Genomic DNA, 24,407 nt, shown 5'->3' with positions numbered 1-24,407 from the left:
CATCTAGAGGACTTCGCGCCGTTCGGCGCCGCGGGCATCGGGTCGGCGGCCGGCACTATCTTCTTCTCCTACATCGGCCTCGACGCCGTGTCCACCGCGGGCGACGAGGTGAAAGACCCGCAGAAGACCATGCCGCGCGCGCTGATCGCCGCGCTGCTGACCGTCACCACCGTCTACGTGTTCGTCGCGCTGGCCGCGCTGGGTACCCAGCCCTGGCAAGTCTTCGCCGGCCAGCAGGAGGCCGGGCTGTCAACGATTCTCCAGAACGTCACGCACGGCAGCTGGGCCAGCTCGGTTCTGGCTGCGGGCGCGGTCATTTCGATCTTCAGCGTCACGCTGGTCACCATGTACGGCCTGACGCGCATCCTGTTCGCCATGGGCCGTGACGGGCTGCTGCCCGCAAGGTTCGCGACGGTGCACCCACGCACGATGACCCCGGTGAACAACACGGTGATCGTCGCGACGGCGGCCTCGACTCTGGCGGCCTTCATACCGCTGCAAAGGCTGGCGGACATGGTGTCGATCGGCACACTGACCGCGTTCATCGTCGTCTCTGTCGGCGTGATCGTCTTGCGGGTGCGCGAGCCCGACCTGCCACGGGGCTTCAAGGTTCCGGGTTACCCTGTCACGCCGATCCTTTCGGTGGCGGCCTGCGGGTACATTCTCGCCAGCTTGCACTGGTACACCTGGATCGCGTTCAGCGGTTGGGTCTTGCTGGCCTTGATTTTCTATTTCGTCTGGGGCCGCCACCACAGCGCGCTCAACGACGAGACGGTCGGCGACGTATCGAGCGGCTCGCAGTGATGAGGCCGCTCACTGGCGCGCCGCGGCGGTATTGGCCGCCGTCTGAGCCCGCTGTAATGTCGACGCGACGTCACCGCGGCCCAAGAACATTTCGTCGAAATACGGCTGCAAAGCGTCATTGCCTGCCGCGAAGCCGGCGCCCCCGGGCGCCGCGATGCGCGGACCGTTCAGCACACTGAAGAAGGGTGTGACGTCGACACCCCGACCGGCCCAATAGCGGAAGTAGACCGGTTGGGCCGATAACACCGCGGGGATGGCCGCACCGTAGCGGCCCAGATATTCATTGCCCTGTTTGCTGCCCATCCAGGCCAGGACCTGACGCACCGCGTCGGGATGCCGTGTCGCCGCATTGCCCGCCGCGGCAATGCCATTGGTGACACTGACGCGACCCACCGGGCCGGACGGCATCATCGCCACACCCCAACGAAAGCGCGCGTCGCGGGACACCGGCGCCAAGTTGTAGGTGCCTGACTGGAACAGCGCCATCCGGCCGGCCAGGAATTGGTTGCGGGAAAAGTCGCCGTTGTCGTTGGTGTCGGCGGCGGGCGGCGCGACGTGGTCGCGGTTGATCAGATCGACCAGATATTGAAAGGCGGTCACGGCCGCGGGATTGTCGAACGCAAACGCGTCGCCGCGCTGGAACACACCGCCGGCCGAACCGATGTAGTTCAGGTAGATCCCCTGAGGGTCATTGGCCGCGTTGTATGCCCACTGCCGCACCCGCCCGGCGTCGAAGCCCGTGGTGTCTCCGCGGTTTCCGCCGGCATCGACGGTGAGCCGGGCGAGGATGGGACGCAGCGTGTCACCATCGTCGGGGCTCCACCGCAAGGCGCTCAGCTGGGCGGGATCGATGCCGGCCGCCCCGAGTAGGTCCGCGTTGTAGTACAAGGCGATCCCGGCATCGGTCAGTTGCGGCACGCCCCAGAGCGTGCCGTGGCGGGTGAACTGCTCGACGACCGGCGGCTCCCAGTCCGCGGCGGCGGTGCGCCCCAGCGCCGCACCGATATTGAGTAGCCGGCCGCTGTCGGCGTAAGGCGCGAGGTAGGCGTTGGACAGCCAGAAGATGTCGTCGGCGCTGCCGCCGGCCACGTCGGTGCGCAGGGTGTTGAAGTAGGTCGGGTACGCCACCATGTTGACGTGCACTTCGATGTCGGGATGGGCGCGGGTGAACGCCTGGAACGATTGCCGATAGGCCGCACCGATCTGATCGCCCCAGATTCGCACCGTCACAATGGTCTTGGCGCCGTGGGGCTGGCCGGAGTAATCCAGCAGCACCGCCATCGCCGCCAATAGCACCGCGACCAACGCAACCGTTCCGGCGACCAGCGTGGAGAACCGGGGCCGGCTCACTTGAGCCCCGAGACGACGATCGACGCGACGATGTGGCGCTGGAACACCACGAAAAGCGCGATCAGTGGGGCGATCGCGACGGTGGTGGCCGCCATCACCAACGTCCATTGGGAGTTGAACCGCGACTGTAGGTCGGCGGTCGCGACGGTGAGCACCCGCCACTTGTGGCCGCTGGTGATCACCAACGGCCACATGAAGTTGTTCCACTGCGAGACCACGGTGATCAGCGTCAGGGCGGCCAGGACCGGGCGGCTGGACGGGATCACCACATGCACGATCACGTCGAGGGTGTTGGCCCCGTCCAGGCGGGCGGCGTTGATCAGGTCGTTGGGAATCATGCGAAAGTGCTCGCGCAGCAGGAAGATCGCGTAGGGCGAGCCGAACATGAACGGCAGCACCAACGCCCAGAATGTGTTGCGCAGGCCGAGCTGGGCCATCATGAGATACATCGGCACAATCGTGACCGTTCCCGGAACCATCAGCGTCGCGATGTAGACCCAGAACAGCGCGTCGCGCCCACGGAACTGCAAGCGCGCGAAGGCGTATCCGGCCAGCACGGAAAAGGTCAACTGGCCCACCAGGATCACCGCCGTCATCAACGCGGTGACCGCCGCCGCGCGGCCGAACCCGGCTCCGGCCAGGTTGGTGAAGTTGGCGAGTGTGGGTGGTCGCGGCAGCTGCAACGGCGTACCCGTCACGAATTGGTGTGCCGAGGTGAACGCGGTCATCAGCCCAAGCACGAACGGCACCAACGTGATCAACGCGCCCAGCGTCAGGCCCGCATAAATCACCGTATTGGCGCGGCTAGGTGAGGTCATAGCTGATCCGTCGCCGGAAATACAGGTGCTGAACCAGGGTGACGCCGATCAGGATCATGAACAGCACCACCGCCATGACCGATGCCCGGCCGATGGCCGCCGAGCCGAAGGCCTCGGCGTAGATGCGGTGGGCCACCAAATCGGTGCTGCCCGCCGGCCCGCCGCCGGTCAGCGCGTACACCATGTCGAAAACCTGTGCGGTGCTGACGATCCCGGTCACCAGCACAAAGAAGGTCGTCGGCCGCAGCATGGGTATCGTGATGCGCCAGAACCGCTGCCACGCGGTGGCTCCATCGGTGCGTGCGGCGGCGTGCACCTCGTCGGGGATGGCCAGCAGGCCCGCCAGGAACGACAGTGAGACGTATCCGACGTTGGACCACACCACGACGGCCGAAACCAGAGGCAGCGCGAAGCTGGGATCGGAAAGCCATTCGATGCTGTGTCCCAGTACGGTGCTCACGGCGCCGTCGGTGGGTGCCAGGATCCACCGCCACAGCACCGCGATCGCCAGCGGCGCGCAAATCCACGGCAGCACAAACACGGTGCGAAACAGACCGGTGCCGCGAAGCTGGCGGGCCAGCATGGACGCGGCCAGCAGCCCCAATGCCGTCTGCGCCGGCACCACGATCGCCACGAAGATCGTCGTGACGATCAGCGAGTTGGCGAACCCGGCGTCGGCCAGCACCGATCGCCAGTTGGACAGGCCCACAAAGCGCAGCGGTCCCAGCAGATCCCATCGACACAGGCTCAGCCAGATCACCACCAGGATGGGCAACAGCAGGAAGGCGAGGACACCGAACAAGCTGGGCGCCAGCAGCGCGTAGCCCAGCGCGGTCGATCGAGGACCGATCCTGCGTTCCGCGCTGGCCATGGGGTAATTAAAGCGGGCGCCGCCGCGGTCTGGGGTGACCGGCCGTTACGGTGGTGCCGTGACACCGAACCGGGGGATCGATGCCGACTTCCTCGACCTGCCGCGCCACGAACTGGCCGAAGCCGCGCTGTCGGCGGCCACCGCGGCCGGGGCCACCCACGCCGACCTGCGGGTTCATCGCATCACCACCGAGATCGTCCAGCTGCGCGACGGCGCGCTCGAGACCGCGGTGATCAACCGTGAGGTCGGCCTGGCGGTGCGGGTGATCGTCGACGGCACCTGGGGATTCGCCTCGCACGCGGAGTTGGTGCCGTCGGTGGCGGCCGAGACGGCCCGGCGCGCGGTGCACGTCGCCACCACGCTGGCGACGCTGAGCACCGAGCGCGTCGAGCTGGCACCCGAACCCGTCTACACGGATGCGACGTGGGTGTCGAACTACCGGATCGATCCGTTCGAGGTCTCCACCGCCGACAAGATCGCCGTGCTCGACGAGTACTCCGGGCGGCTGCTGAGCGCCGACGGCGTCGATCACGTGTCGGCGGTGCTGACCGCGGTCAAGGAGCAGACGTTCTACGCCGACACTTTCGGATCCTCGATCACCCAGCAGCGCGTGCGGATCCAGCCCACGCTGGAGGCGGTGACCGTCGATCCCGCGGCGGGCAGCTTCGATTCGATGCGGACGCTTTTGCCGCCGACGGGCCGCGGCTGGGAGGTCTTGGCCGGTGACGAGGTGTGGAGCTGGACCGACGAGCTGGCCCAGCTGCCGTCACTGCTGGCCGAGAAGGTCAAGGCGCCCACCGTTATTCCGGGACGCAAAGACCTGGTGATCGACCCGACCAACCTGTGGCTGACGATTCATGAATCCATCGGTCACGCGACCGAATACGACCGCGCGATCGGTTACGAGGCCGCCTATGCGGGAACGTCGTTCGCCACACCGGACAAGCTGGGCGCCATGCGGTATGGGTCGCCGGTGATGAACGTGACCGCCGACCGGACCGTCGAATTCGGTTTGGCCACCATCGGTTACGACGACGAAGGGGTGGCCGCGCAGAGCTGGGATCTGGTGCGCGACGGGATCTTCACCGGCTATCAGCTCGACCGGGTGTTCGCCCGGCGCCTGGGGCAGCCGCGCTCCAATGGGTGCTCGTATGCCGACTCGCCGCATCACGTGCCGATCCAGCGCATGGCCAACGTGTCCCTGCAGCCCGCCCCCGAGGACATCAGCACCGAGGACTTGATCGCCCGGGTCGAGGACGGCATCTACATCGTCGGCGACAAATCGTGGTCGATTGACATGCAGCGCTACAACTTCCAGTTCACCGGCCAGCGGTTCTTCCGGATTCGCGACGGCCGCCTGGACGGTCAGTTGCGCGACGTCGCCTATCAGGCCACCACGACCGATTTCTGGAACTCGATGGAGGCCGTGGGCGGCCCGTCCACGTGGCGACTGGGTGGGGCGTTCAACTGCGGTAAGGCCCAGCCCGGGCAGATCGCGGCGGTCAGCCACGGGTGTCCGTCGGCGCTGTTCCGCGGCGTCAACGTGCTCAACACCCGCACCGAGGGCGGGCGCCGATGATCACCGGGCAGCACGTCGTCAACATCGTGCTCGACGAGGCGGCCAAGCTCGGCGGCGCCGACGAGACCATGGTGCTGGTCACCGACGAGGTCGAGGCGACCTTGCGCTGGGCGGGCAATTCGATGACCACCAACGGGGTTTCGGTGAGTCGCAGCGTGACGGTCATCTCCGTGGTGCGCCGGGGTTCCAGCGCGCGCATCGGCACGGTGGTGTCCGCCGAGGCGGACCCGCGGGTGCTCCCCGGCCTGGTGGCGGCGTCCCAGGAGGCCGCCGGCGCGGCGCCGGAGGCCGGCGATGCCGCACCGCTGCTCGGTGATAGCGGGGTGCCCGCCGAGTGGGACGCGCCGGTGCCGGGCACCGGACCCCTGGTCTTCGCCGACGTGGCCGACTCCCTGAGCCGGGGATTCCGGGGCGCGGATCGGCTCTACGGCTTTGCGCACCATAGCGTTTCGACGACGTTCTTGGCGTCGTCGACCGGATTGCGCCGGCGTTTCAGCCAGCCCACCGGGGCGGTGGAGATCAACGCCAAACGCGGCGACGCCAGCGCGTGGGCGGGTATCGGGACTCCCGACTTCGTCGATGTGCCAACGGATTCGCTGCTCGAGGAGCTGTCGAGGAGGCTGGGCTGGGCACAGCGCAGCGTCGAGTTGCCGGCGGGGCGTTACGAGACGATCATGCCGCCCTCGACGGTGGCCGACATGATGATCTACATGGCCTGGTCGATGGCCGGCCGCGGTGCGCAGGAGGGCCGGACCGCGTTCTCGGCGCCCGGTGGCGGCACCCGGGTGGGGGAGCGGCTCACCGACTTGCCGCTGACGCTCTTCTCCGATCCGATGGCGCCCGGCCTTGTCTGCACGCCGTTCGTCGCGGCGAGCAGCTCCTCGGAGACGCTGTCGGTGTTCGACAACGGCATGGAGATCAACCAGGTGGACTGGATCCGCGACGGGGTGATCCACGCGTTGGCCTATCCGCGGGCCACCGCCGCCAAATACGACGCCCCCGTCGCGGTCGCCGCCGACAACCTGGTGATGACCGGGGGGACGGCCACTCAAGACGACATGATCGCGACCACCGAGCGTGGCCTGCTGCTGACCACACTGTGGTACATCCGGGTCGTCGACCCCACCACGCTGTTGTTCACCGGCCTGACCCGCGACGGCGTCTACCTGATCGAAGACGGACACGTGACGGCGGCCGTCAACAACTTCCGGTTCAACGAAAGCCCGCTGGACCTGCTGCGACGGGCCACCGAGGCCGGCGTCAGCGAGAAGACCCTGCCGCGCGAAATGGGGGATTGGGCGACCCGCGCCGCGATGCCGTCGCTGCGGATACCCGATTTCCACATGTCCTCGGTGAGCCAGGCCCAATAGGTTGATTGCCGCCGGGCAACGCGCGCTCTAGCGTGTGACGGATGGCGGCTCCCGTTTCGGTTCGAGAAGACCAGCTCACCCGCTTGGTGGCGCTGTTTCCCGGGACGCCCGGCGACGGTCGCCTCGCGGCGCTCATTCGTCGGGTCTGCGCGCAGACGTTGTCACTGCCGCCGTTGCCCGCGCCCGTCGAGGTGGGCGAGCCCGAATCGGACACCGAGGCCGCCGTCGCCGAATTCGCCGAACAATTCAGCGCCGACGTCTCGTCGATCACCCCCGGGCAACGCTCCCGGTTGTGGAAACAACTCGGGGACCGCACCTTTGGGGTGGTCGTGCAGATGTACATCGCCGATTTCGTTCCCCGGGTGCGGGCCGGGTTGGAAGCGCTCGGCGTCGGCACGCAGTACCTGGGCTGGGTGGCCGGACCGATCGTGTGGGATCACACCACCGACCCGTCGGATTCGGTGTTCAACGACTTTTTAATCGCCGTGGCGCGAATGCGTGCGCTGGACCCGATCACCTCCGAACTGGTGCGGCTGCGGGGCGCGGCACAACACAATTGCCGGCTGTGCAACTCGCTCCGCGAGGGCGGGGCGCTCGATGCCGGCGGTTCGGAAACGCTATACGAGGAGATCGAGCGCTTCGAATCGTCGGGTTTGCTCGACGCCCGCGCAAAAGCAGCACTTCGCTATGCCGATGCGTTGATTTGGACGCCTGCGCGCCTCGTCGCCGACGAGGTCGCCGAGGTACGCTCCCGGTTCTCCGAGGCGGAATCCATCGAGCTCACCTTCGACGTCATGCGCAATGCCAGCAATAAGGTTGCCGTGTCACTGGGCGCCGACGCCCCGCGCGTCGAAAGCGGCACCGAGCGGTACCTGATCAACGCCGAGGGCCAGACGGTATTTAGCTGACGGGGGCCGACGCGAGCCCGGCAGCCGCCGGCCGGACGACCCTTAGCTGTTTGAACGGCGGGCCCATCCCGGCGCGAGGGCACGAAATGTTAACCATTCGTACATCGACGCGCAAGCGTGCGTTTTCGCTGTGTGGGGGGGTCATTCGCTAACTTAAGCCCCGTCGCCGACACTGAAATGACCACCGAGACGTGACGGTAGCGAAATGGCAGCGTGGCCCCGGCCGGGTGGCCACGGGACGCACATCATTAGCCGCCGTCCTGATGGATTCCCCGGTTAGTTGTTTGCAGTATTCGTGGCTTGGGTTTGCGTCGGAGCCAACTGTGTTCCCGCGCAGAGGGAGGTTCGAAATGACAAACACCCGTACACGCTCGCGCATGCGGGTGTCGTCGGTCTGGGCCGCCGGCGTCGCGCTGGGGGCCTCGATGCTGGGCGGCGCCGTGCTGTCGGCCCCGCTGGCCTCGGCGACATGCCAATTGAGCCCTGCGGATGATCAATACATCAATCTGCTGGCCCAGAACAGCATGGTGCACAGCGCCGAGTACAGCGATTGTCACGAGGCCGCCGAGGGCCGTTGGTTCGCCACTCAGGTGAAGAGCTCAACCGATCCGTTCGGCAAGGCCAAAGAACTGGTGAACATGGTGACCAACACGACGCCGCTGAAGGCCGACAAGGCCGAGTGGGAGGTCGAGTCGGCGATCTATGTTTACGCGCCGGAAGTGATCCCCAAGATCAAGGACCAGGCCGCGAAACAAAACTGGCCGACCGAGTCCTAAGTACGGCTTGCACCCGGCGCGTGGCCTAGGGCCCCACGCGCAACGAACATCAAACGGCCGCAACGGCTTTGGAAGTCGGTTCGTCGCGCGTCCCAAGGAACTCGCCCATCCTGTGAATGGTGCCGTTTTCTTGAATAGCTTCTCGCACTGTGGTTTCGACCGTCTTTGTTCACCCACTGTTGGTAATCACCGCCGTTTGTCGCGCTCGCCGTCCGTGTAGTCGGTGTGCGACAGGTAGATCAGCAAATTTCAACGCGAAGGAGTCCGAACGATGACAATCAGACGTACCCGCTCGCGCGGGCAGGTGCTGGCGCTGGGTGCTGCCGGCGCCGTATTGGCGACATCGATGCTGGGTGAGGCGCTGCTGTCAGCGCCGCAAGCCTCGGCCGCCTGCAATATGACCCCGAAGGACGACCAGTACATCAACCTGCTGGCGCAGAACAAGATGACCCACACCGCCGAGTTCAACGATTGCAACATGACCGCCGAGGGCCGGTGGTTCGCCGATCAGGTCCGCACCTCGGCCGATCCTCTGGCCACCGGGAAGAACCTGGTGAACATGGTGACCAACACGACGTCGATGAAACACGATCAGGCGGAGTGGGAGGTCGAGTCCGCCGTCTTCGTCTACGCGCCGGAAATGATCCCCGCGATCAAGGGTCAAGTCGCACAGGGACCGTCCCACGCCTGACCGCAAAGCGCCTTTGGTTGCCGATGGGCGCTGCCACGACGCGGCGCCCATCGAGTGACGTCTGACGTGGGCGGCGTGCCGCCCGACGGACACTGACTTCGGTCTTCGGCTACCGTTTCCTACGGATAACCACGTCGGGGGCGGTAGCTCAGTTGGTTAGAGCCGCGGACTCATAATCCGTTGGTCGCGGGTTCGAGCCCCGCCCGCCCCACGTCAGAGGCTGTATGACCTCGGTTGATGCTTGACATTTCGGTTCCGGGTGATGCTTGACAGTGGTTTCGGCTGATCCTTGACACTCCGTAACGGGCTGAAACCCGATTCGCGCTCAGCGTGATCTACGCCGACGCGATCTGTTTGCTGAACCTGACAGACCTCGCCTAGGAACTTCTCGGCGTGCCTGATGTCAACCACTCCAAGCGGGCTCCATGCCCTGGCATGGGTGGAATGGCGCGGCTTCACAGTTGTCACCATCACCCGAGCCGCGAACAGCACCAGGCACACGAGACCTCAGTTCCGGGTCAATCCCAACGGGACCGTACTTCGGAGAGGATTGGTGATGGATGCATCGAGCCCTAGGCGACCGCGGTTGCGTCGTCCTCATTAACTTCCGTGCCAGCCACGAGCAGTGCTGCCATCTGTTCGAATTGGCAGTCGTGGCAGGACACCACATCAATTCCGGCGAAGCGCCGGATTACAGCAGTTGCTTTGGTGATTACTCGTTGGCAAAGACCGCATTTCAGATACGCGGCAGGGTGTTCGACGACATGGGCTGCGACCAGATCGGAGAAATCGAGCATGGACCTATCATTCGCCGCCCCTCTTGTCATCTGCTGAGAGGCAAGCTAGCAATCTCCCAAGGATCTGTTAGGAATCTGCTAAGTGCGGCCACCCTCCGGGCCACGGTCCTCAATCGCGCCGATAGTACTCAAACGGGTCTGCGCACCTTGTGCTCCGACAACTCCGTGCGCTGACGACATCGCGATGTCTCCACCTTCGTGCCATTCGGCCGACACTTAAGGCGAAAGGCGCAATCGCTCGGTTACGCCCCACACCGGTAAGGGAACACACCAGGTGCCAACCAAGGCAGACATGCGAGAACCAATGCAACCGTTGATGTTTGGCTATACACGGGTGAGCACCGACAAACAGGCGTAACGGACTAGAGGCACAACGCGAAACCATCGATTCAGAGGCCAAACGGCGCAGCTGGACCGTAGAGCAGTTCGCAGACGAAGGCGTATCCGGCAAGGCCATCGGTCCGAAGCTTGCGGAAGTGTGGCTGATCAGGCCGGTATTGCGCTCGGCGGGTCCGCCTCGATCGCGGAGTTGGACGCGGCGGTTATCGACCGGGAGCACTGACACCGGAGCAGCGGAGCGTTCTACTTAGCGGCGGCCGCCAGGCCGTGGTCCAGAACCGGCTGGCGTGGGTGGTGACGGCCCGTCTGCCCTGCCAAGCGAATCTCAAAAGCGATAGCACATGCGATATCACTTTTGAGACCGCACCCACTGTGCGGTTGCAGCCATCCGGCGACATTCGAGCCGTGGCAGTCTTGGCAGTGTGACCGAGCTCGTCGAGGACTTCGAGGCTCAGCGGCCGCGGCTGTTCTGGTTGGCCTACCGACTGCTGGGGTCGGCGAGCGAAGCCGAAGACGCGGTGCAGGATGCATACCTGCGACTCCACCGCGCAGACTCAGCGCTCATCGAATCGCTGCCGGCGTGGCTTACCAAGGCCGTCACGAACCTGTGCCTCAACCGGCTCACGTCGGCCCGCGCTCGCCGGGAGGTCTACCCCGGGCCGTGGCTTCCGGAGCCGGTCCTCACCGACGACCGGGCACTCGGCCCGCAGGAAGCCGCCGAGCAACGTGAGTCGGTGTCCATCGCGCTGCTGAGCTTGATGGAGCAACTCACCCCCAACGAGCGGGCGGCGTTCGTGCTCAGAGAGGCGTTCGCCTACAGCCATTTAGAGATCGCCGAGATCCTCGAGATGTCGGAGACCAACGCCCGGCAGCTGTACCGGCGCGCGAGGCAACGCCTTGGTGAACCTCGGCGGCGTTTCCAACCTGATCGGGCGCAGTGGCAGTCACTGGTTGATCAGTTCTTCACCGCCGCCACCGCCGGCGACGTCGTCGGACTCGTCGAGATCTTGACCGCCGATGTGACCTCGACGGCCGACGGCGGCGGCAAGGTGGCGGCCGCCCGGCGCGTGGTCTCGGGCCGCGACCGGATGGCCCAGTACGTGGCGCGGGTGTTCACCAGAAACCTGGCGCAGATACAGCTGCGTCTCGATGCCGCCGAGGTCAACGGCGAGCCGGCGGTGCTGGCATTCGACGGCGACACGCTGGCCGGCGTCTTGTGCTTCGAGATTACGGGCGAGCGGATAGCCGCCCTGCGGATAGTCGCCAATCCCGACAAACTGCGATTTCTTGCCGAGCAGTTGTCACATCCGGCGGGCCTGTCCGGTTCATAGGGTATGACGAACTCAGTACTCGTAACCGGTGGTACGGGAACAGTGGGCCGCGTCGTCGTCGACAGCCTGACGGCGGCGGGGAAGGAGGTCCGTGTTCTCAGCCGCGGGCGGCGCCCCCAGCAGTCCACCGACGTCCGGCATGTCGTGGGGGACGTGCAAACCGGTGAAGGGCTCGACGCGGCGATCGACGGCGTCGACACGATCGTGCACTGCGTCTATCCCAGCGAGCACCTGGTACCGGCGGCCAAACGGGCGGGCGCACCGCATCTGGTGTACGTCTCCATCGTCGGTATCGACCGCGTCCCATTCGCCCTCTACCGCATGATGCTCGCCAACGAACGCATGATCGCCGAGTCGGGCCTGCCATGGACGGTGCTGCGGGCGACCCAATTTCACGATCTGATCGCCTTCCTATTGCGCATGCTCGCGAAGCCGCCGATCATGGCGCTGCCGTCGGGCCTGCGGTTCCAACCGGTCGACGTGCGCGACGTGGGCGCACGGTTAGCCCAATTGGCGCTGGGCGAGCCGATCGGGCGTGCGCCCGATTTCGGCGGCCCGCAGGCGCGCGGGCTCGACGACCTTGCCCGCAGCTACCTGGCGATCGTAGGTAAGCGCCGACCCATCATCCCGATCCGGTTGCCCGGCAAGGTGTTTGGCGGGATACGGGCCGGCGGGCTGCTGGCCCCGGAGCACGCCGCCGGCACGATCACCTTCGAGCAATACCTCGGTGAACAACAGGCCACCGGCCAGCTGCCCTACCGCGGCATCATCCGCACTTACCTGCCGCGCCTACGCAAGGAGTCGCGCTGACTGCCCGGCTGACCGTGCTTCGCGCCGGGGTGTGGTTTCTCACGGTCGTGGAGGTCGTGCTCGGGCTCGTCGCGACACTGGCCCCGCGGGCGTTCTACGACTACGTGCCGTGGGTGGATCTCATCCCGCCGTACTCCGAACACCTCATGCGCGACTACGGCGCCATGAATCTCTCGCTTGCGCTCGTATTCGTTGTCGCCGCAATCACGATGGAGCGCCGCATGGTGCGGATCGCCCTGGGCGCTTACCTGCTCTTCGCCATCCCGCACCTGATCTTTCATCTCACGCACCTGGAGCACTTCACGATGGCGGCCGCGGTCTGGCAAACGATTGTGCTCACGGTCGCGGTGCTGCTGCCGGCTGGTCTGCTGATCCTCACGGCTTGGCGGCCAAGGCGAGCCGCCATATTGCACCGGTAGCTATTCGCGGTGCTCCGGCTCAATCCGGGTCTTCTGCCCGATCATCGATCGCGCCTGATGCAGGTGCTTGGCCGCCCACCGGCGATACATTCGTCGAGCCCAGGAAATCCGTTCCTGCGAGCGCTCGCTACGGCGCACCAGTTCGAGGTCGACATGGTCGAGCTCCTCCGCCCCGATTTCGACCCGGTCGCGACCGTGGATGAACCGCAACACCAGCGCGTCGGGGTCCAGCAGTTCGCGCTCCCACGCCTCGTGGTCATCGACGTCCGCGATGCCCATCGTGTCGGCGGCGTTGCGAAGCACCTCGCCCAGTTCGCCATCGAGCAGTTGACGAAATGCGTCGGCGCCCTGCCGGGGATTGGCGATCATCCACGAGTGGTACGCCTTTGGCACCTTGTACAGCGTGGCGTCGGATGCGTTGGCGAGTTCGCGCGCGTGTGGGAACGGCACGATCATGTCTTTTTCGGCGTGCACCACCATCGTGGGCATCCCCTCGTCGCGCATGGTGTGCAGCATCGGCGTGTAGTCACCGGACTCGATGATGGCCTTGATCGTCCGGACGGCCCCGAGTGGATAACGCAGGTTGGGCACCGCCACCGCGGCCAGCACGCGGAAATATCCGAACTGCTCTTCGGCTGAGAGCTGCGTCGGGTCGCCCAGTGTGTCGCGGACCGCGGTGTAGGCCGCGCCCAACGCTTTGGTCGGGGATTTCACCAGTGTCGGGATGGTCGTGTCGAACCGGGCTCCGGCCGCCGGGTCGAACAGCACGGCAGCCAGTACCCGCTCGGGCGCGCGTGCGGCCAGCTGGATGGTCATTCGCCCGCCCATCGAATGGCCGACGAACAACGCTTGCCCGATGCCGAGCGCGTCCAGCGTGCGCAACACCGAATCGGCGCGATCGGTGAAGCCGCACGCGTCGCTGGGCAGTCGCCCGGTGTCGCCGTGACCGGCGGCATCGACGGCGACGACCAGAAACCCCATACCGGCGATCCGGCTGAGCATCCGTAGATATGCCTTACGACTCAGCAGGAGTCCGTGCATGAATAACAGCGGCACTCCGCGACCGCCGACTGAAAGTCCGATCCGGCGTCCGTCATCGAGTTCGACGACGTGATGGCTCAGGTGGATGCGGCTTGGTGATGTCTGCGTCATGGCCACGGCGGAATTCCCGCCCGGCCAGGCGTTGAAACGGCCTCGAGCAGCAAGCGTCGCGCTTGTGCGGCCGCAACTGGGGGTATCCGCTGGGCAAGATGACGCAAATGTCCAATCGAAGCACGGACGAAATCGACCCTTGCGTGCGTGTTTACGGGTCACGGGTCCACAACCTGCGGGGTGTCGACGTCGTAGCGCCGCGTGACGCGCTGGTCGCGTTCACCGGAATCTCCGGATCCGGCAAATCGTCATTGGCCTTTGGGACCATCTATGCCGAGGCCCAGCGCCGCTATTTCGAATCGGTCGCTCCTTACGCCCGCCGCCTGCTATTGCCCACCGGCGCGCCAAAGGTGGACGACATCACCGGGTTACCGCCTGCCGTCGCACTGCAGCAGCGGCGGGGTTCGGCGACGTCGCGATCGACGGTCGGCACCGTCACCACCCTGTCAAACCTGCTGAGGATGCTGTTCTCCCGTGCCGGCACCTACCCGCGCGGGGCCACGGAACGACTGGACTCCGATGCGTTCTCGCCGAACACCGCGGTGGGGGCGTGCCCCGAATGCCACGGGTTGGGACGAATCCATCGGGTGACCGAAGAAACACTGGTACCGGACCCCTCGCTGACCATCCGCGAAGGCGCGGTTGCCGCATGGCCGGGCGCGTGGCAGGGCCAAAACCTCCGCGACATCCTCATCACGCTGGGCTACGATATCGACAAGCCATGGTGCAAACTCACTAAGCGACAACGCAATTGGATCCTTTTCACCGATGAACAACCGACCGTCGAAATCGATCCGGGCCAGCACCCTGTGCAAGCCGATTATTACTACAACGGCACGTTCTCCAGCGCCGAGCGCCACGTCCGTCACACGTTGGCCAACTCCCATAGCGCGATGATGCGCCGCCGCGTGCTGCAATTCGTCGACAGCGTCGAGTGCCCGGTATGCGACGGTTCCGGCTTGCGACCGGAGGCGCTGAAGGTGACGTTCGCCGGGCGCACCATCGCCGACTACACGGCGATGCCGTTAGCCGACCTCGCTGACACGTTGCGCCCGACGGCTGCTCGGACCGATGCCGCCGCCGCGTACGAGTCAACGAAATCCGGTGAGCTGACGGAAGTGGCGACCATGATCGCCGCCGACCTCGTCGCGCGCCTGCAGGTACTCGTAGATCTCGGCCTCGGCTATCTCACGCTCAGTCGCCGCACTCCGACGGTGTCACCCGGCGAACTACAACGATTGCGGCTGGCCACCCAACTGCGGGCCGGCTTGTTCGGCGTGCTCTATGTGTTAGACGAGCCGTCGGCCGGACTGCATCCCGCCGACGCCGAACCGCTACTCGAGGTGCTCGATCGCCTTCGGCGCGCGGGCAATTCGTTGTTCGTGGTCGAGCACGACATGGACGTGGTACGCCGTGCCGACTGGATCGTCGACGTGGGCCCCGGGGCCGGAGAGCTTGGCGGGGGCGTGCTCTACAGCGGGCCGGTGCCGGGTCTCGCCGACATCGAGGGGTCGATCACTCGTAGGTACCTATTCGAGGGGGCCAGGCCGCCGTCTCGTCAACCGCGCACGCCGTCCGGGCGGCTGCGGTTGCGCGGGATCTGCTTCCACAATTTGCGAGACCTCGACGTGGACCTGCCACTTGGCGTGTACACCGCGGTCACCGGAGTGTCCGGCTCAGGCAAGTCGACGCTCGTCGTCAAGGTCCTCGGCGACGTCGTGCGCCACCATCTCGGCAGCGGACCAGCAGCCGAGCCGGCCGAATCCGATGACGACGAAACCGACAGTGGCATCGTCGATCTCGATCACGACGCGAGCGCCGGCGTGACGGCAGAGGGGGCCGAGCAGATCAACCGGCTGGTATCGGTCGACCAGCGCCCGATCGGACGCACGCCGCGCTCGACGCTGGCAACCTACACCGGCTTGTTCGACGCCGTGCGCCGTGAATTCGCCGCGACCCCGAAGGCTCGTCGCCGCGGTTGGGCCGCGGGCAGGTTTTCGTTCAACGTGGCCGAGGGTCGCTGCCCCACCTGTCAGGGGGAGGGGTTCGTCTCGGTCGAATTGTTGTTCTTGCCAGGCACATACGCCACCTGCCCGGTGTGTCAAGGAGCGCGTTACTCCGACGAGACGCTCGAGGTACGCTATCGCGACCGTACGATCGCCGACGTGCTCGCGATGACCGTCGATGAGGCCTCGGAGTTTCTGGCCGACGTCGCCGGCGCAGCGCGGAGCCTGACCACGCTGCAGGAGGTCGGACTGGGGTATCTCCGTCTCGGACAGCCCGCGACCGAGCTGTCGGGTGGCGAGGCGCAGCGGATCAAGCTCGCCGCCGAACTGCAGAGACCCCGGCGGGGGCACACCCTCTACGTCTTTGACGAGCCGACCACCGGGCTTCACCCCGCCGATGTGGATCTGCTCGACCGTCAACTGCACCGCCTGGTCGACGCGGGCAATACCGTCGCCGTGGCCGAACACGACATGCGGATGGTCGCGGGGGCGGACTGGGTGATCGATCTGGGACCGGGAGCGGGCAGCGACGGAGGGCGCGTAGCCGCGGCGGGCCCACCGCAGAAGGTGGCACGTGCGAAGCACAGCCGCACGGCGCCGTATCTGGCGAGGCGGTTGGCGCGCGCCGAGTGCTTACCGGCTTGAGCGTCATCGCAAATCGAGTCAGACAATCTGGACAACCGCTTGTTCGAAGTACTGGTTGTAGGCAAGATAGACCGGTTTCTTCCCGGTCTGGCCCAGAAACTCCTGGAATGCCCTGAACTCCTGTTCCTCGGCGCCCGGATAGTTATAAAATTCATCGAATACGATTACGGTGCCCGACACGATGTTGTCGACCAGCTGGTTGAAAATCTCTTTCGTCGACGCGTAAATGTCACAATCGACGTGTAGGAAAGCGATGGGAGTGGATTTCAGAACTCGGTTTTTGAACTCCGGAAGGGTTTCGTGGAACATGCCCTTTACCAAAGTTACGTTATGTAGAACCGGTGGCATCCACCCCTTGACATTCGCTCGAAAAGTACCTTGGGGAACGGTGATATCGGTGCGAGCCCATCGTTCAGGAAGGCCGGCGAAGGAATCGAATCCCCAGATACGTTGCCGGGGATTGAGCGCGGCGATGAAGTTGATGGTTCTGCCGGTGCATACGCCCATCTCCAAAAACGCGCCTCGCAACGTAACGTGGTCAGAGCCGAATTTGAGCAATTCCGCATCAGTGTCGAGGGCCTGTGCATCGCCGAAGTGCTCGGTCACCATCGTCCGCGCCGCCGGCGATTCTCGGTAGTCCTTGTCCATCGGGTAGAAATTAAGGATTTGATGCCCATGATGCCATTCATCGCTCACGATCGGCATCTTCACCAATTGGGCCCAATCGAATCCGTTGCTACACGGATAATCGGACGTCATCGACGGCTCCATGCGCTCAACCTCCTCGCCGGAAGACGCAGCATGATTAATCGGCAGCGTAGAGGCTTGGCACGTCATTGACGACGGATTGTGAAATCCCATCGGCGCCGGGGGTGGATCGTCCAGATCCCAGCGCTCGACGGCCGGTCCCACGCTCGCCATCGCCGCGAAACTACCGTCGCCTCCCAAGCCGCCCGATCTGGCCACGGTATTGCGGCGACATCGCTACGTCGACACGAACATTTGATCCACCGCAACGGCCGATAGAGCAGTACTCTTATGAGCCAGCATCTCCGTGAAGGAGCGGGATCGTGGGGTCTCAGAGAGTCGTCGTCAGTCGGCCGGATCGGCTCCCGTTGGCCGCTCGTGCGTCCGCGGTGCCCGCGACGATCCTCGACCTGGGCGGCCGGTATCCGGGCGCCGCGGCGTTGCTCGCCGCGCCGCTGACAGTCGCCGGTATCTGGGGAATGGTCATCCGCCCATCCTTGGCACTGCCGCTGGTACTGCTGGTCGGCGTGGCTTTGGTATTGGTCGATTTCCTCGCGGGTCCATACCGAGTGGCCGAGCAAAAGGCGCGGGCCGCGGCCGGCGCCCCGATGCGGAACCGTCAGTCGCCGGTCAATCAACCCAGGCCGCCGTCCAGGCCGAAGCCGCCGCGCCCCAAGGTGGAAGCTCACGCGGGGGCGGAGGCGGAAGCCGCCGCCGCCCAGGCGCTGGCGGCGGAAGCCGAGGCGGTGGCCGCGGCAGCGCGGGCGCGGGCAGACGCGGCCGCGGCCGAAGCGCTGGCCGCGGAAGCGGAAGCTTTGGCCGCGGAAGCCGAAGCGCTGGCCGCCGAGGCACGGGCGCAGGACGAAGCCGCCGCGGCCGAAGCGCTGGCCGCCGAACCCGAAGCGGTGGCCGCGGAGGCTCAGGCGCAGGCAGAGGTCGCCGCGGCGGAAGCGTTGGCCGCGGAGGCGCGGGCGCGAGAGCGGGCACGCGCGGAAGCCGCGGCCGCCGAAGCGCTGGCCGCCGAGGCGCACAAGCGGGCCGAAGCCGCCGAAGCCCATGCCCTGGCCGCCGAAGCCCGGAAGCAGGCCAAAGCCGCCGAAGCCCATGCCCTGGCCGCCGAAGCCCGGAAACGGGCAATAGCCGCCGAACCCGAAGCTTTGGCTGCCGAGGCGCGGGCGCAGGCCGAAGCCACCGAAACACAAGCCCTCATCGCCGAGGCACGGGAACGGGAACGGGCACGCGCAAAAGCCGCCGAAGCCGAGGCGTTGGCCATCGAGGCGCGGAAGCAGGCGGAAGCCGCCGAGGCGCAAGCGCAGGCCGCGGCAGCGAGGAAGCGGGCAGAAGCCGCCGAAATCGAGGCCGTTGCGGCCGAAGCGCGCAAGCGGGCAAAGGCCGCCGAAGCAGAAGCGCTGGTGGCCGAGTCGCGGGCACGCGCGGAAGCCGCGGAGACCCAGGCCCTGGCCGCCGAGGCGCGGGCGCGGGAGCGGGCGCGCGCCGAAGCCGCCGAAGCCGCGGCCCTGGCCGTCGAGTCGCGGGCGCGCGCGGAAGCCGCCGAAACTCGCGCTCGGGCCGCCGAAGTTTGGGCAGGAGCAGAAGCTGCCGAAGCCCAAGCTCGGGCCGCCGAGGCGCGGGTGAAGGCAATCCGGCTACGGCTCGAGGCTGAAACCAAAAACAAGCGGCGCCCGCAAGGGGACCAGAGATAGTCCGCGGTTCGGCCGTCAACACCACGTCTTCGCAGGCGGTTGTGTAACCGACAAAGTTGCTACCGCCGAATTGTTGCGCGGCGGGGCATCAGCGCAGCGGCGGATTTCTCGGTAAGGATCGGAAAGCGTCGCCTCCCCGAAGGCGCGCTATCGTCTGCAGGTGGCCATACCTATGCCCTTGAGTGCAGGGCTTGCGACATTGCTGGCGATCACCGCGTGCGCGACGGCGCCGCTCGGCACCGCGGATCCGTCACCCCAACAGTCGCCGTTCCCGACCGGAAAGTCCGGCACCACCATCCATGTCACGGAGTACAGCACCGCGACCGCCGACGTCACGCTCAACAACGCGAGTTGGATCTCGTCCGGCTGCTCCGCCGGCGGCGGGGGCTGCAACCTCATCGAGCTCACCATCGTCGGCAAATCCGACACCCCGTTCAGCTATAGCGAGACCTCCGTGACCGCCGCCTCGACCCCGTGGAGGCAGGACCCGTACCGGGATATACAGGGCGGCTCGCCCCTGGTCGACTACCAGAAGGTCAACAAGACGCCGCCCCTGGGCTCGGGCAGCGTCACCAACGGCCAAACCGCCCACGGATTCATCGGCTACGACGGCGACGTGAAGCAGGGCGACGTTTATGTCGAGTTCAGCGACCCCAAGGCCGTGGCGGCGCCCACGCCATTAGCGGGCTGGAAAGTCCACACCTAGCCTCGCGCTCGGCCGTGCCGGAAGCGCCGCTCTCGATTGCGTTCGGCAGCAGCACATTCCGATGCTTGGCGTCGCCGCGCGAACCGCACAACTCCGCGACGAGCGCACTGAAGTGAATTGCGGCGCCATCTCGGGTGGAATAGGCGTGGACGGGAACCAGCGGAGGTAGCGTCATAGCTGGTCGGAAGGCATAAGGGCGGTGCGATGCAGCTGAACTGGTTGAGCGTTGCCGATCTGATCGCCCAGGCCGGCGGCGATCCCTGGGCGGTCAATCGGAGTTTGCAGGCGGGTAACCCGTTTCAGATTTCTCAACTGGCGGAGGCCTTTCACGCCGCGGGCCGATGCTCCACCGCGGCCCAAGAGGACTTCGAGCAGGCCCGCAAGCGCTTCGACACGGCCTGGAATCACCAAAATGGCGATCACCCGATCAACGGCTCCGCGGAAGTGCAGCGGCTGACGAAATCGCTTCGCCTGCAGACCGAACAGTTGCCCAAGATCGCTGCCGATTTGGAGAACATCGCCGCCATGCTGGCCGCCGCGCAAAAAGAGGGCGCCGCGGAGATCGCCACGCTGGAACGGCAGCTGCAGCTACTCGACAAACTGATCGGCGCGGCGACGAAAGATCTGCAGGACCCCACTCTCGAAGCGAAAAGCCGTGAGGCGCTTCAGATTTTGATCAAGGACGCGAAAGCCGACGCCGCCGACGACACGCGGGACGCTCTGAAAAACATGAACTTGATTCGCGACACCTACACGAGCTCGCTACGTCAAGCGCAGGCAAACGGGAACCTCACCCCGCAGGATGCCGCTGCGGTGGCCGAGTTCAGGCCTGCCGGCTTCGGGGACGGGCAGGACTCTCCTCTTAGTGACCCCAGGATCACCGGTCCTGCCGGCCCGCCCCGACACGAGCAGAACACCTACGACTTGCAAGACCAGTTTCAGGACGGGCAGGGCCCCACCTTCGGCGGCGATCCGCGAGATGGCTTGCCCCGCAGCCCGGCATCTGAGCTAGCCCAAGGTCCGCCGGGCACCCGTCCACTGCCGACGGGTACCGCACTGGGGCTCGACGGCCATCGATATGCGTTTTTCAGCCACCCGGATGGCACCGTGACTCCGGGGTTCAACGAATTCGCCACCAACGGGTCGGTATGGGATTACACCGATCCCACCCATCCCGTCAAAGTCGGTGAGCTGCCGGGGATTTACCAGGCCAGCGGCGCCTACGATCCCGCTACCCATCAGATGGTGATCATCGGCAACACCAGCAACCGGGTAGGCGACACCACCCGGGGTTTGTGGGTGTCGGGACCGATCGACCCGGCCAGACCCAACAGCTGGGTCAACAACTTGCAGCGAGTCGGCACCGTCAGCCTCCCCGGTGACCGTGAAAGCCAAGTGGTCGCGCTGAAAGGCGGCGGATTCATGCTTGTCGGCGCGACCAACAGCGGTCCGGTGCAGGGCATCACCGCCGCCACACCCCAAGGTCTGATGGGGGCGACCCCCCAAACGCTGATCGCCCCGAACCAGCTTCCGACCGTCTACGGTCCCACCGTCATGGGCACGTCGCTTGATCCGGCGACCGGGCTTGAGACCATTCAGCTCCGAGTAAGCACATGGCCGCCCGGGCCGATTTATGATCCCAACACGTGGACGACAACCTTTGGCGTCCAACACTAGGAAGGTGGCATCGCGTGCTGAGCAGGGTGGCCGTCGCAGTGATAACCGGATCCGTTGCGGTTCTGGGGCTTGGTTGTTCGCATGCCACTCCCGGCGTCGCGAAGGCCACGCCGCCGAAGTTCCCCGATCTGAACGCATTTCAATCGGTCGATGCCGCGCCCTATACCTCCGCCGCCCGCGCCGGTGGCGCAACTTATTTCGCGACACCCGACGGACTCCAGTGCATCCTGCCCAACCCACCCAAGCCGGGGGATCACGTCAGCGCCAGCTGTGACGGGCCACTACCGGGCCTGCCGGACAACGCTCCGGTCGGAAGCGACGGCTGCTCCGTGGTGGGATCGCCGTCATCGCTGCCGACGGACCTCAACCCGTACGGCTTTCAGAAGGGCACGGGGTGCCCGGTCATCACGTCGCCGCTGCTCAACGTCGGCCAGAAAATCACCAAAGGGGACATCACGTGCGTCGTGGGTACTGACCGGCTGACCGCCTGCATCGATCCAATCCTGAACCGTGGCTTCGTACTTCAATCCGCCGGCTCGTGGACCTTTTAGCCCGCCACCGTCCCCGCAATCGACGCGGATGTGTTGGCAGCAATATCCACGTAAGATTGTCTGCGTGAGTCGCGTACATGGTTGGACACTGGCGGCGGTGATTAGTGCCGCTACCGTTGTCTTCGCGCCCGCCGCGGGCGCCGACCCGGGGTCCCCCTCGTACAACCAAGGCAAACAGGCCGTCGACGATCAGGTCCTCAACCGCCACGTGCAGCTGACGCCCGAGACCGATCTGTATCAGTACTGCGACCGTCTACGCGCGAACGTTCTCAAAACCGGGTCAATGGCCAGAGTGGACTCTCCGCCGGACTTCATCGCTGGTTGTCAAGACGAGGGCAACGCGCTCATCGCGTCGCACTAAAACTCCGCGTTAGCGCCGTCGCGCTGGGTGCGGCTGTATCTCACGGCGCCCCAGTGACCCGCTCACAGGCCGATGTAGACGGCCTTGGTGTTGAAGTAGGCCTCGATGCCCTTGCGGCCACGCTCGCCGCCCCAACCCGACTGCTTGTGTCCGCTGATCGGCATCGAGGGGTCCGCCGCCAGCGACGAGTTCACCCAAACCTGGCCTGCCCGAAGCTCATTGGCGACGCGGTGGGCGCGCGACAGGTTCTCGGTCCAGATGGATCCGGCGAGACCATACTGGGTGTCGTTCGCGAGCGCGAGCACTTCGTCCTCGTCGTCGAACGGAACGACACAGCCGACCGGCCCGAAGATCTCCTCCTTGATCAGCCGCATGTCGGGCGTGGCGTTGGTGACGATCGTCGCCTCGTAGAAGTAGCCCTTGCGATCCATCGGCTTGCCGCCCGTGATCACCTGCGCGCCGCCGGCCACGCCGTCGTTGACGATGCCTTCGACCCGCTTGCGCTGCTTGTCGCTGATGAGCGGCCCGAGCACCGAGTCGGGATCTTCGCTGCCGCCCATCGGCAGCATCTGGGCGAATTCGGCCAGGCGCTGCACTACCTGGTCGTAGATGCCGCGCTGGACGTAGATGCGTGACGTGCACGAACAGTTCTGCCCCGATCCCGCGAGCAGGCCCATGCCGGCCCCCAGGATCGCCTTGTCGAGGTTGGCGTCGTCGAACATGATCAGCGGCGACTTGCCGCCGAGCTCGAGCGTCAGCCGCTTGAGGTTGCCCGCGGCCGCCTTGACGATCAGCCGTCCGACCTCCGTCGAGCCGGTGAACGAGATCTTGTCGACGTCGGGATGCGCGGTCAGCGCGGCCCCCGTGGTCTCGCCGTAGCCGGTGATGACGTTCAGGACGCCGTCGGGCAGGCCCGCCTCACGGAAGATCTCCTCGAGCTTCAGGGCGGTCAGCGGCGTCTCCTCGGCGGGCTTGAGCACGGCGCTGCACCCCGCCGCGAGCGCGGGCGCGACCTTGAGCATCGCGACGAAAAACGGCCCGTTCCACGGGATGATGAGGCCGACGACGCCGACCGGCTCGAGCTGGGTGAATGTGTGGTAGGTCTCCCAGGTGCCGAGCAGGCCGTCGGACACCAGATTGGCCGACTCGCCGTGGATCTTGCCGACCCAGCCGGCGTAGTACTTCAGCATGTCGACCGACACCGGGATGATGTGCCGCGCGGCCGTCAAGTTCATGCCGTTGTCTTGGCCCTCGAGCGCGGCGAGCTCGTCGGTGCGTTCCTCGATGATGCGCGCGGCGCGGAACAACACGTTCGCGCGGTGCGACGCGGGCGCCTTGCGCCACACGCCCGACTCGAAGGTCTCGCGCGCGCGGGCCACCGCGGCGTCAACGGTCGCCTGGTCGGAATCGGGAACCTCCGTGATCTGCTCCTCGGTGGAGGGGTTGAAGACGGGAATGGCGGTACTCAATTTCGTGGCCCTTCGTTAGCGGATCCTGTCGTCGCGCGACAGAGGTTACGCGCGTAACCATTGGGTGTCTAGTACGCGAGGAGTCATGACGGGCGCAGGACGCCGCTGGATTCTGCCGGTCGCCCGACGTGCCCAAAAGGTCGGATCGCGGGGTCGAACCCCGCGCGCCCACGGCGAATCGGCGGCTAAATTACCTCCATGCGGGTTGTTCGCCTGGTCGCTGCCGTCCTGACGATCCTCACGGCAGGGTTGCCGCTGGCCAGCCCGGCCGGCGCGCAGCCGCCCTCCAGGCTCACCGACCACATCACGGACACCACCGGGGTGCTTACCGATTCGGGTCGCGCAGTGGTCAGCTCGGCGATCGACCGGCTGTACAACGATCGGCGCATTCAACTGTGGGTCGTCTACGTCGACAACTTCTCTCGGTACAAGCCGGACAACTGGGCCGATAAAACCCGCGGCGCGAGCGGAATGGGCGACCGCGATGCGCTGCTGGCGGTGGCCACCAACACCAAGCTGTACACATT

The 24,407-nt window shown here is 65.9% G+C and carries 23 protein-coding genes and 1 tRNA gene; 17 read left to right on the top strand and 7 right to left on the bottom strand.

The genetic code is table 11. From position 1 onward, the window contains the following. The coding region (locus Q0W90_RS12965; RefSeq protein ID WP_297774828.1) for an amino acid permease at positions 1 to 804 on the top strand (804 nt) is incomplete at its 5' end. A gap of 9 nt (positions 805 to 813) precedes the next feature. On the opposite strand, the gene Q0W90_RS12960 is transcribed toward Q0W90_RS12965, so the two are convergent. Genes Q0W90_RS12960 through Q0W90_RS12950 form a run of 3 tightly spaced genes read right to left on the bottom strand, consistent with a single transcriptional unit; the run spans position 814 to position 3,843 of the window. After that, positions 814 to 2,154 (bottom strand): extracellular solute-binding protein, encoded by a 1,341-nt coding sequence (locus Q0W90_RS12960; protein WP_297774826.1) that lies wholly within the window; start codon positions 2,152 to 2,154, stop codon positions 814 to 816. Further along, a complete protein-coding gene (locus tag Q0W90_RS12955) occupies positions 2,151 to 2,972 on the bottom strand; it encodes a carbohydrate ABC transporter permease (RefSeq protein ID WP_297595069.1) in 822 nt (273 codons plus the stop codon). The genes Q0W90_RS12960 and Q0W90_RS12955 overlap by 4 nt, the downstream gene beginning before the upstream one ends. Next, positions 2,959 to 3,843, bottom strand: a complete 885-nt coding sequence (locus Q0W90_RS12950) for a sugar ABC transporter permease (protein ID WP_297774823.1) — start codon at positions 3,841 to 3,843, stop codon at positions 2,959 to 2,961. The genes Q0W90_RS12955 and Q0W90_RS12950 overlap by 14 nt, the downstream gene beginning before the upstream one ends. A 58-nt stretch (positions 3,844 to 3,901) precedes the next feature. On the opposite strand from Q0W90_RS12950, the gene Q0W90_RS12945 reads away from it, so the two are divergent. From Q0W90_RS12945 to Q0W90_RS12920, 6 genes are all read left to right on the top strand, one after another. Further along, entirely contained in the window at positions 3,902 to 5,422 is a 1,521-nt protein-coding gene (locus tag Q0W90_RS12945; protein ID WP_297595071.1) for a TldD/PmbA family protein, read from the top strand. Next, the gene (locus Q0W90_RS12940) at positions 5,419 to 6,792 is read left to right on the top strand and encodes a TldD/PmbA family protein (protein WP_297774821.1); all 1,374 of its coding nucleotides are present in this window, start codon (positions 5,419 to 5,421) and stop codon (positions 6,790 to 6,792) included. The genes Q0W90_RS12945 and Q0W90_RS12940 overlap by 4 nt, the downstream gene beginning before the upstream one ends. A 41-nt stretch (positions 6,793 to 6,833) precedes the next feature. Beyond that, entirely contained in the window at positions 6,834 to 7,700 is an 867-nt protein-coding gene (locus Q0W90_RS12935; RefSeq protein ID WP_297774819.1) for a carboxymuconolactone decarboxylase family protein, read from the top strand. A 377-nt stretch (positions 7,701 to 8,077) separates the two neighbouring features. After that, complete coding sequence (locus Q0W90_RS12930) at positions 8,078 to 8,476, top strand: hypothetical protein (RefSeq protein ID WP_297595080.1); 399 nt, start codon at positions 8,078 to 8,080, stop codon at positions 8,474 to 8,476. 271 nt (positions 8,477 to 8,747) lie between these two features. Further along, the gene (locus tag Q0W90_RS12925) at positions 8,748 to 9,167 is read left to right on the top strand and encodes a hypothetical protein (RefSeq protein WP_297774817.1); all 420 of its coding nucleotides are present in this window, start codon (positions 8,748 to 8,750) and stop codon (positions 9,165 to 9,167) included. Positions 9,168 to 9,304: 137 nt separating this feature from the next. Next, a tRNA-Ile gene (locus tag Q0W90_RS12920) sits at positions 9,305 to 9,378 on the top strand. 361 nt (positions 9,379 to 9,739) lie between these two features. Here Q0W90_RS12920 and Q0W90_RS12915 read toward each other — a convergent pair. Beyond that, positions 9,740 to 9,964: a hypothetical protein gene (locus Q0W90_RS12915; RefSeq protein ID WP_297700608.1), complete on the bottom strand. Its 225-nt coding sequence runs from the start codon at positions 9,962 to 9,964 to the stop codon at positions 9,740 to 9,742. A 761-nt stretch (positions 9,965 to 10,725) separates the two neighbouring features. Here Q0W90_RS12915 and Q0W90_RS12910 point away from each other — a divergent pair. The 3 genes from Q0W90_RS12910 to Q0W90_RS12900 are packed head-to-tail and all read left to right on the top strand — an operon-like array spanning position 10,726 to position 12,863. Next, the gene (locus tag Q0W90_RS12910) at positions 10,726 to 11,634 is read left to right on the top strand and encodes an RNA polymerase sigma-70 factor (RefSeq protein WP_297774815.1); all 909 of its coding nucleotides are present in this window, start codon (positions 10,726 to 10,728) and stop codon (positions 11,632 to 11,634) included. Between the two features lie 3 nt (positions 11,635 to 11,637). Next, complete coding sequence (locus Q0W90_RS12905) at positions 11,638 to 12,444, top strand: NAD(P)H-binding protein (RefSeq protein ID WP_297774813.1); 807 nt, start codon at positions 11,638 to 11,640, stop codon at positions 12,442 to 12,444. A 47-nt stretch (positions 12,445 to 12,491) separates the two neighbouring features. Beyond that, positions 12,492 to 12,863, top strand: coding sequence for a hypothetical protein (locus Q0W90_RS12900; protein ID WP_297700673.1), 372 nt, complete (start codon positions 12,492 to 12,494; stop codon positions 12,861 to 12,863). Here the strand turns inward: Q0W90_RS12900 and Q0W90_RS12895 are convergent, their stop codons facing one another. Further along, a complete protein-coding gene (locus Q0W90_RS12895) occupies positions 12,864 to 14,015 on the bottom strand; it encodes an alpha/beta hydrolase (RefSeq protein ID WP_297774811.1) in 1,152 nt (383 codons plus the stop codon). A 98-nt stretch (positions 14,016 to 14,113) separates the two neighbouring features. Between Q0W90_RS12895 and Q0W90_RS12890 the strand changes: the two genes are divergently transcribed. Further along, complete coding sequence (locus Q0W90_RS12890; RefSeq protein WP_297774809.1) at positions 14,114 to 16,666, top strand: excinuclease ABC subunit UvrA; 2,553 nt, start codon at positions 14,114 to 14,116, stop codon at positions 16,664 to 16,666. Between the two features lie 18 nt (positions 16,667 to 16,684). Here Q0W90_RS12890 and Q0W90_RS12885 read toward each other — a convergent pair whose 3' ends face one another. Next, positions 16,685 to 17,587, bottom strand: a complete 903-nt coding sequence (locus tag Q0W90_RS12885) for a TylF/MycF/NovP-related O-methyltransferase (protein WP_297700679.1) — start codon at positions 17,585 to 17,587, stop codon at positions 16,685 to 16,687. Positions 17,588 to 17,736: 149 nt separating this feature from the next. Between Q0W90_RS12885 and Q0W90_RS12880 the strand changes: the two genes are divergently transcribed. The 5 genes from Q0W90_RS12880 to Q0W90_RS12860 all read left to right on the top strand — a co-directional run bounded on the left by Q0W90_RS12880 (position 17,737) and on the right by Q0W90_RS12860 (position 22,411). Next, positions 17,737 to 19,116 (top strand): hypothetical protein, encoded by a 1,380-nt coding sequence (locus tag Q0W90_RS12880; protein ID WP_297774807.1) that lies wholly within the window; start codon positions 17,737 to 17,739, stop codon positions 19,114 to 19,116. 172 nt (positions 19,117 to 19,288) lie between these two features. After that, entirely contained in the window at positions 19,289 to 19,822 is a 534-nt protein-coding gene (locus Q0W90_RS12875; RefSeq protein WP_297774805.1) for a hypothetical protein, read from the top strand. A 204-nt stretch (positions 19,823 to 20,026) separates the two neighbouring features. Next, entirely contained in the window at positions 20,027 to 21,499 is a 1,473-nt protein-coding gene (locus tag Q0W90_RS12870) for a hypothetical protein (protein ID WP_297774803.1), read from the top strand. Positions 21,500 to 21,513: 14 nt separating this feature from the next. After that, positions 21,514 to 22,050: a hypothetical protein gene (locus Q0W90_RS12865; protein WP_297700891.1), complete on the top strand. Its 537-nt coding sequence runs from the start codon at positions 21,514 to 21,516 to the stop codon at positions 22,048 to 22,050. A gap of 97 nt (positions 22,051 to 22,147) precedes the next feature. Continuing rightward, on the top strand, positions 22,148 to 22,411 hold the full coding sequence (locus Q0W90_RS12860) for a hypothetical protein (RefSeq protein WP_297774802.1): 264 nt from the start codon (positions 22,148 to 22,150) through the stop codon (positions 22,409 to 22,411). Positions 22,412 to 22,473: 62 nt separating this feature from the next. Here the strand turns inward: Q0W90_RS12860 and Q0W90_RS12855 are convergent, their stop codons facing one another. Next, a complete protein-coding gene (locus tag Q0W90_RS12855) occupies positions 22,474 to 23,880 on the bottom strand; it encodes an aldehyde dehydrogenase family protein (RefSeq protein WP_297700888.1) in 1,407 nt (468 codons plus the stop codon). Between the two features lie 198 nt (positions 23,881 to 24,078). On the opposite strand from Q0W90_RS12855, the gene Q0W90_RS12850 reads away from it, so the two are divergent. Then, positions 24,079 to 24,407 (top strand): TPM domain-containing protein (locus Q0W90_RS12850; protein ID WP_297774800.1); only part of this gene is annotated, 329 nt, incomplete at its 3' end.

The organism is Mycobacterium sp. (assembly GCF_025933915.1).
GTDB lineage: Bacteria > Actinomycetota > Actinomycetes > Mycobacteriales > Mycobacteriaceae > Mycobacterium.
Note: the sequence above shows the minus strand (reverse complement) of the source record. Positions and strands in the feature narration are given on the sequence as shown.

Coding starts and splice junctions, on each gene's coding strand:
- Q0W90_RS12925 (WP_297774817.1), top strand. CDS start 8,748: ATGACAATCAGACGTACCCGCTCGCGCGGGCAGGTGCTGGCGCTGGGT.
- Q0W90_RS12950 (WP_297774823.1), bottom strand. CDS start 3,843: ATGGCCAGCGCGGAACGCAGGATCGGTCCTCGATCGACCGCGCTGGGC.
- Q0W90_RS12940 (WP_297774821.1), top strand. CDS start 5,419: ATGATCACCGGGCAGCACGTCGTCAACATCGTGCTCGACGAGGCGGCC.
- Q0W90_RS12915 (WP_297700608.1), bottom strand. CDS start 9,964: ATGCTCGATTTCTCCGATCTGGTCGCAGCCCATGTCGTCGAACACCCT.
- Q0W90_RS12890 (WP_297774809.1), top strand. CDS start 14,114: ATGACGCAAATGTCCAATCGAAGCACGGACGAAATCGACCCTTGCGTG.
- Q0W90_RS12895 (WP_297774811.1), bottom strand. CDS start 14,015: ATGACGCAGACATCACCAAGCCGCATCCACCTGAGCCATCACGTCGTC.
- Q0W90_RS12870 (WP_297774803.1), top strand. CDS start 20,027: ATGCAGCTGAACTGGTTGAGCGTTGCCGATCTGATCGCCCAGGCCGGC.
- Q0W90_RS12875 (WP_297774805.1), top strand. CDS start 19,289: ATGCCCTTGAGTGCAGGGCTTGCGACATTGCTGGCGATCACCGCGTGC.
- Q0W90_RS12885 (WP_297700679.1), bottom strand. CDS start 17,587: ATGGCGAGCGTGGGACCGGCCGTCGAGCGCTGGGATCTGGACGATCCA.
- Q0W90_RS12935 (WP_297774819.1), top strand. CDS start 6,834: ATGGCGGCTCCCGTTTCGGTTCGAGAAGACCAGCTCACCCGCTTGGTG.
- Q0W90_RS12955 (WP_297595069.1), bottom strand. CDS start 2,972: ATGACCTCACCTAGCCGCGCCAATACGGTGATTTATGCGGGCCTGACG.
- Q0W90_RS12905 (WP_297774813.1), top strand. CDS start 11,638: ATGACGAACTCAGTACTCGTAACCGGTGGTACGGGAACAGTGGGCCGC.
- Q0W90_RS12930 (WP_297595080.1), top strand. CDS start 8,078: ATGCGGGTGTCGTCGGTCTGGGCCGCCGGCGTCGCGCTGGGGGCCTCG.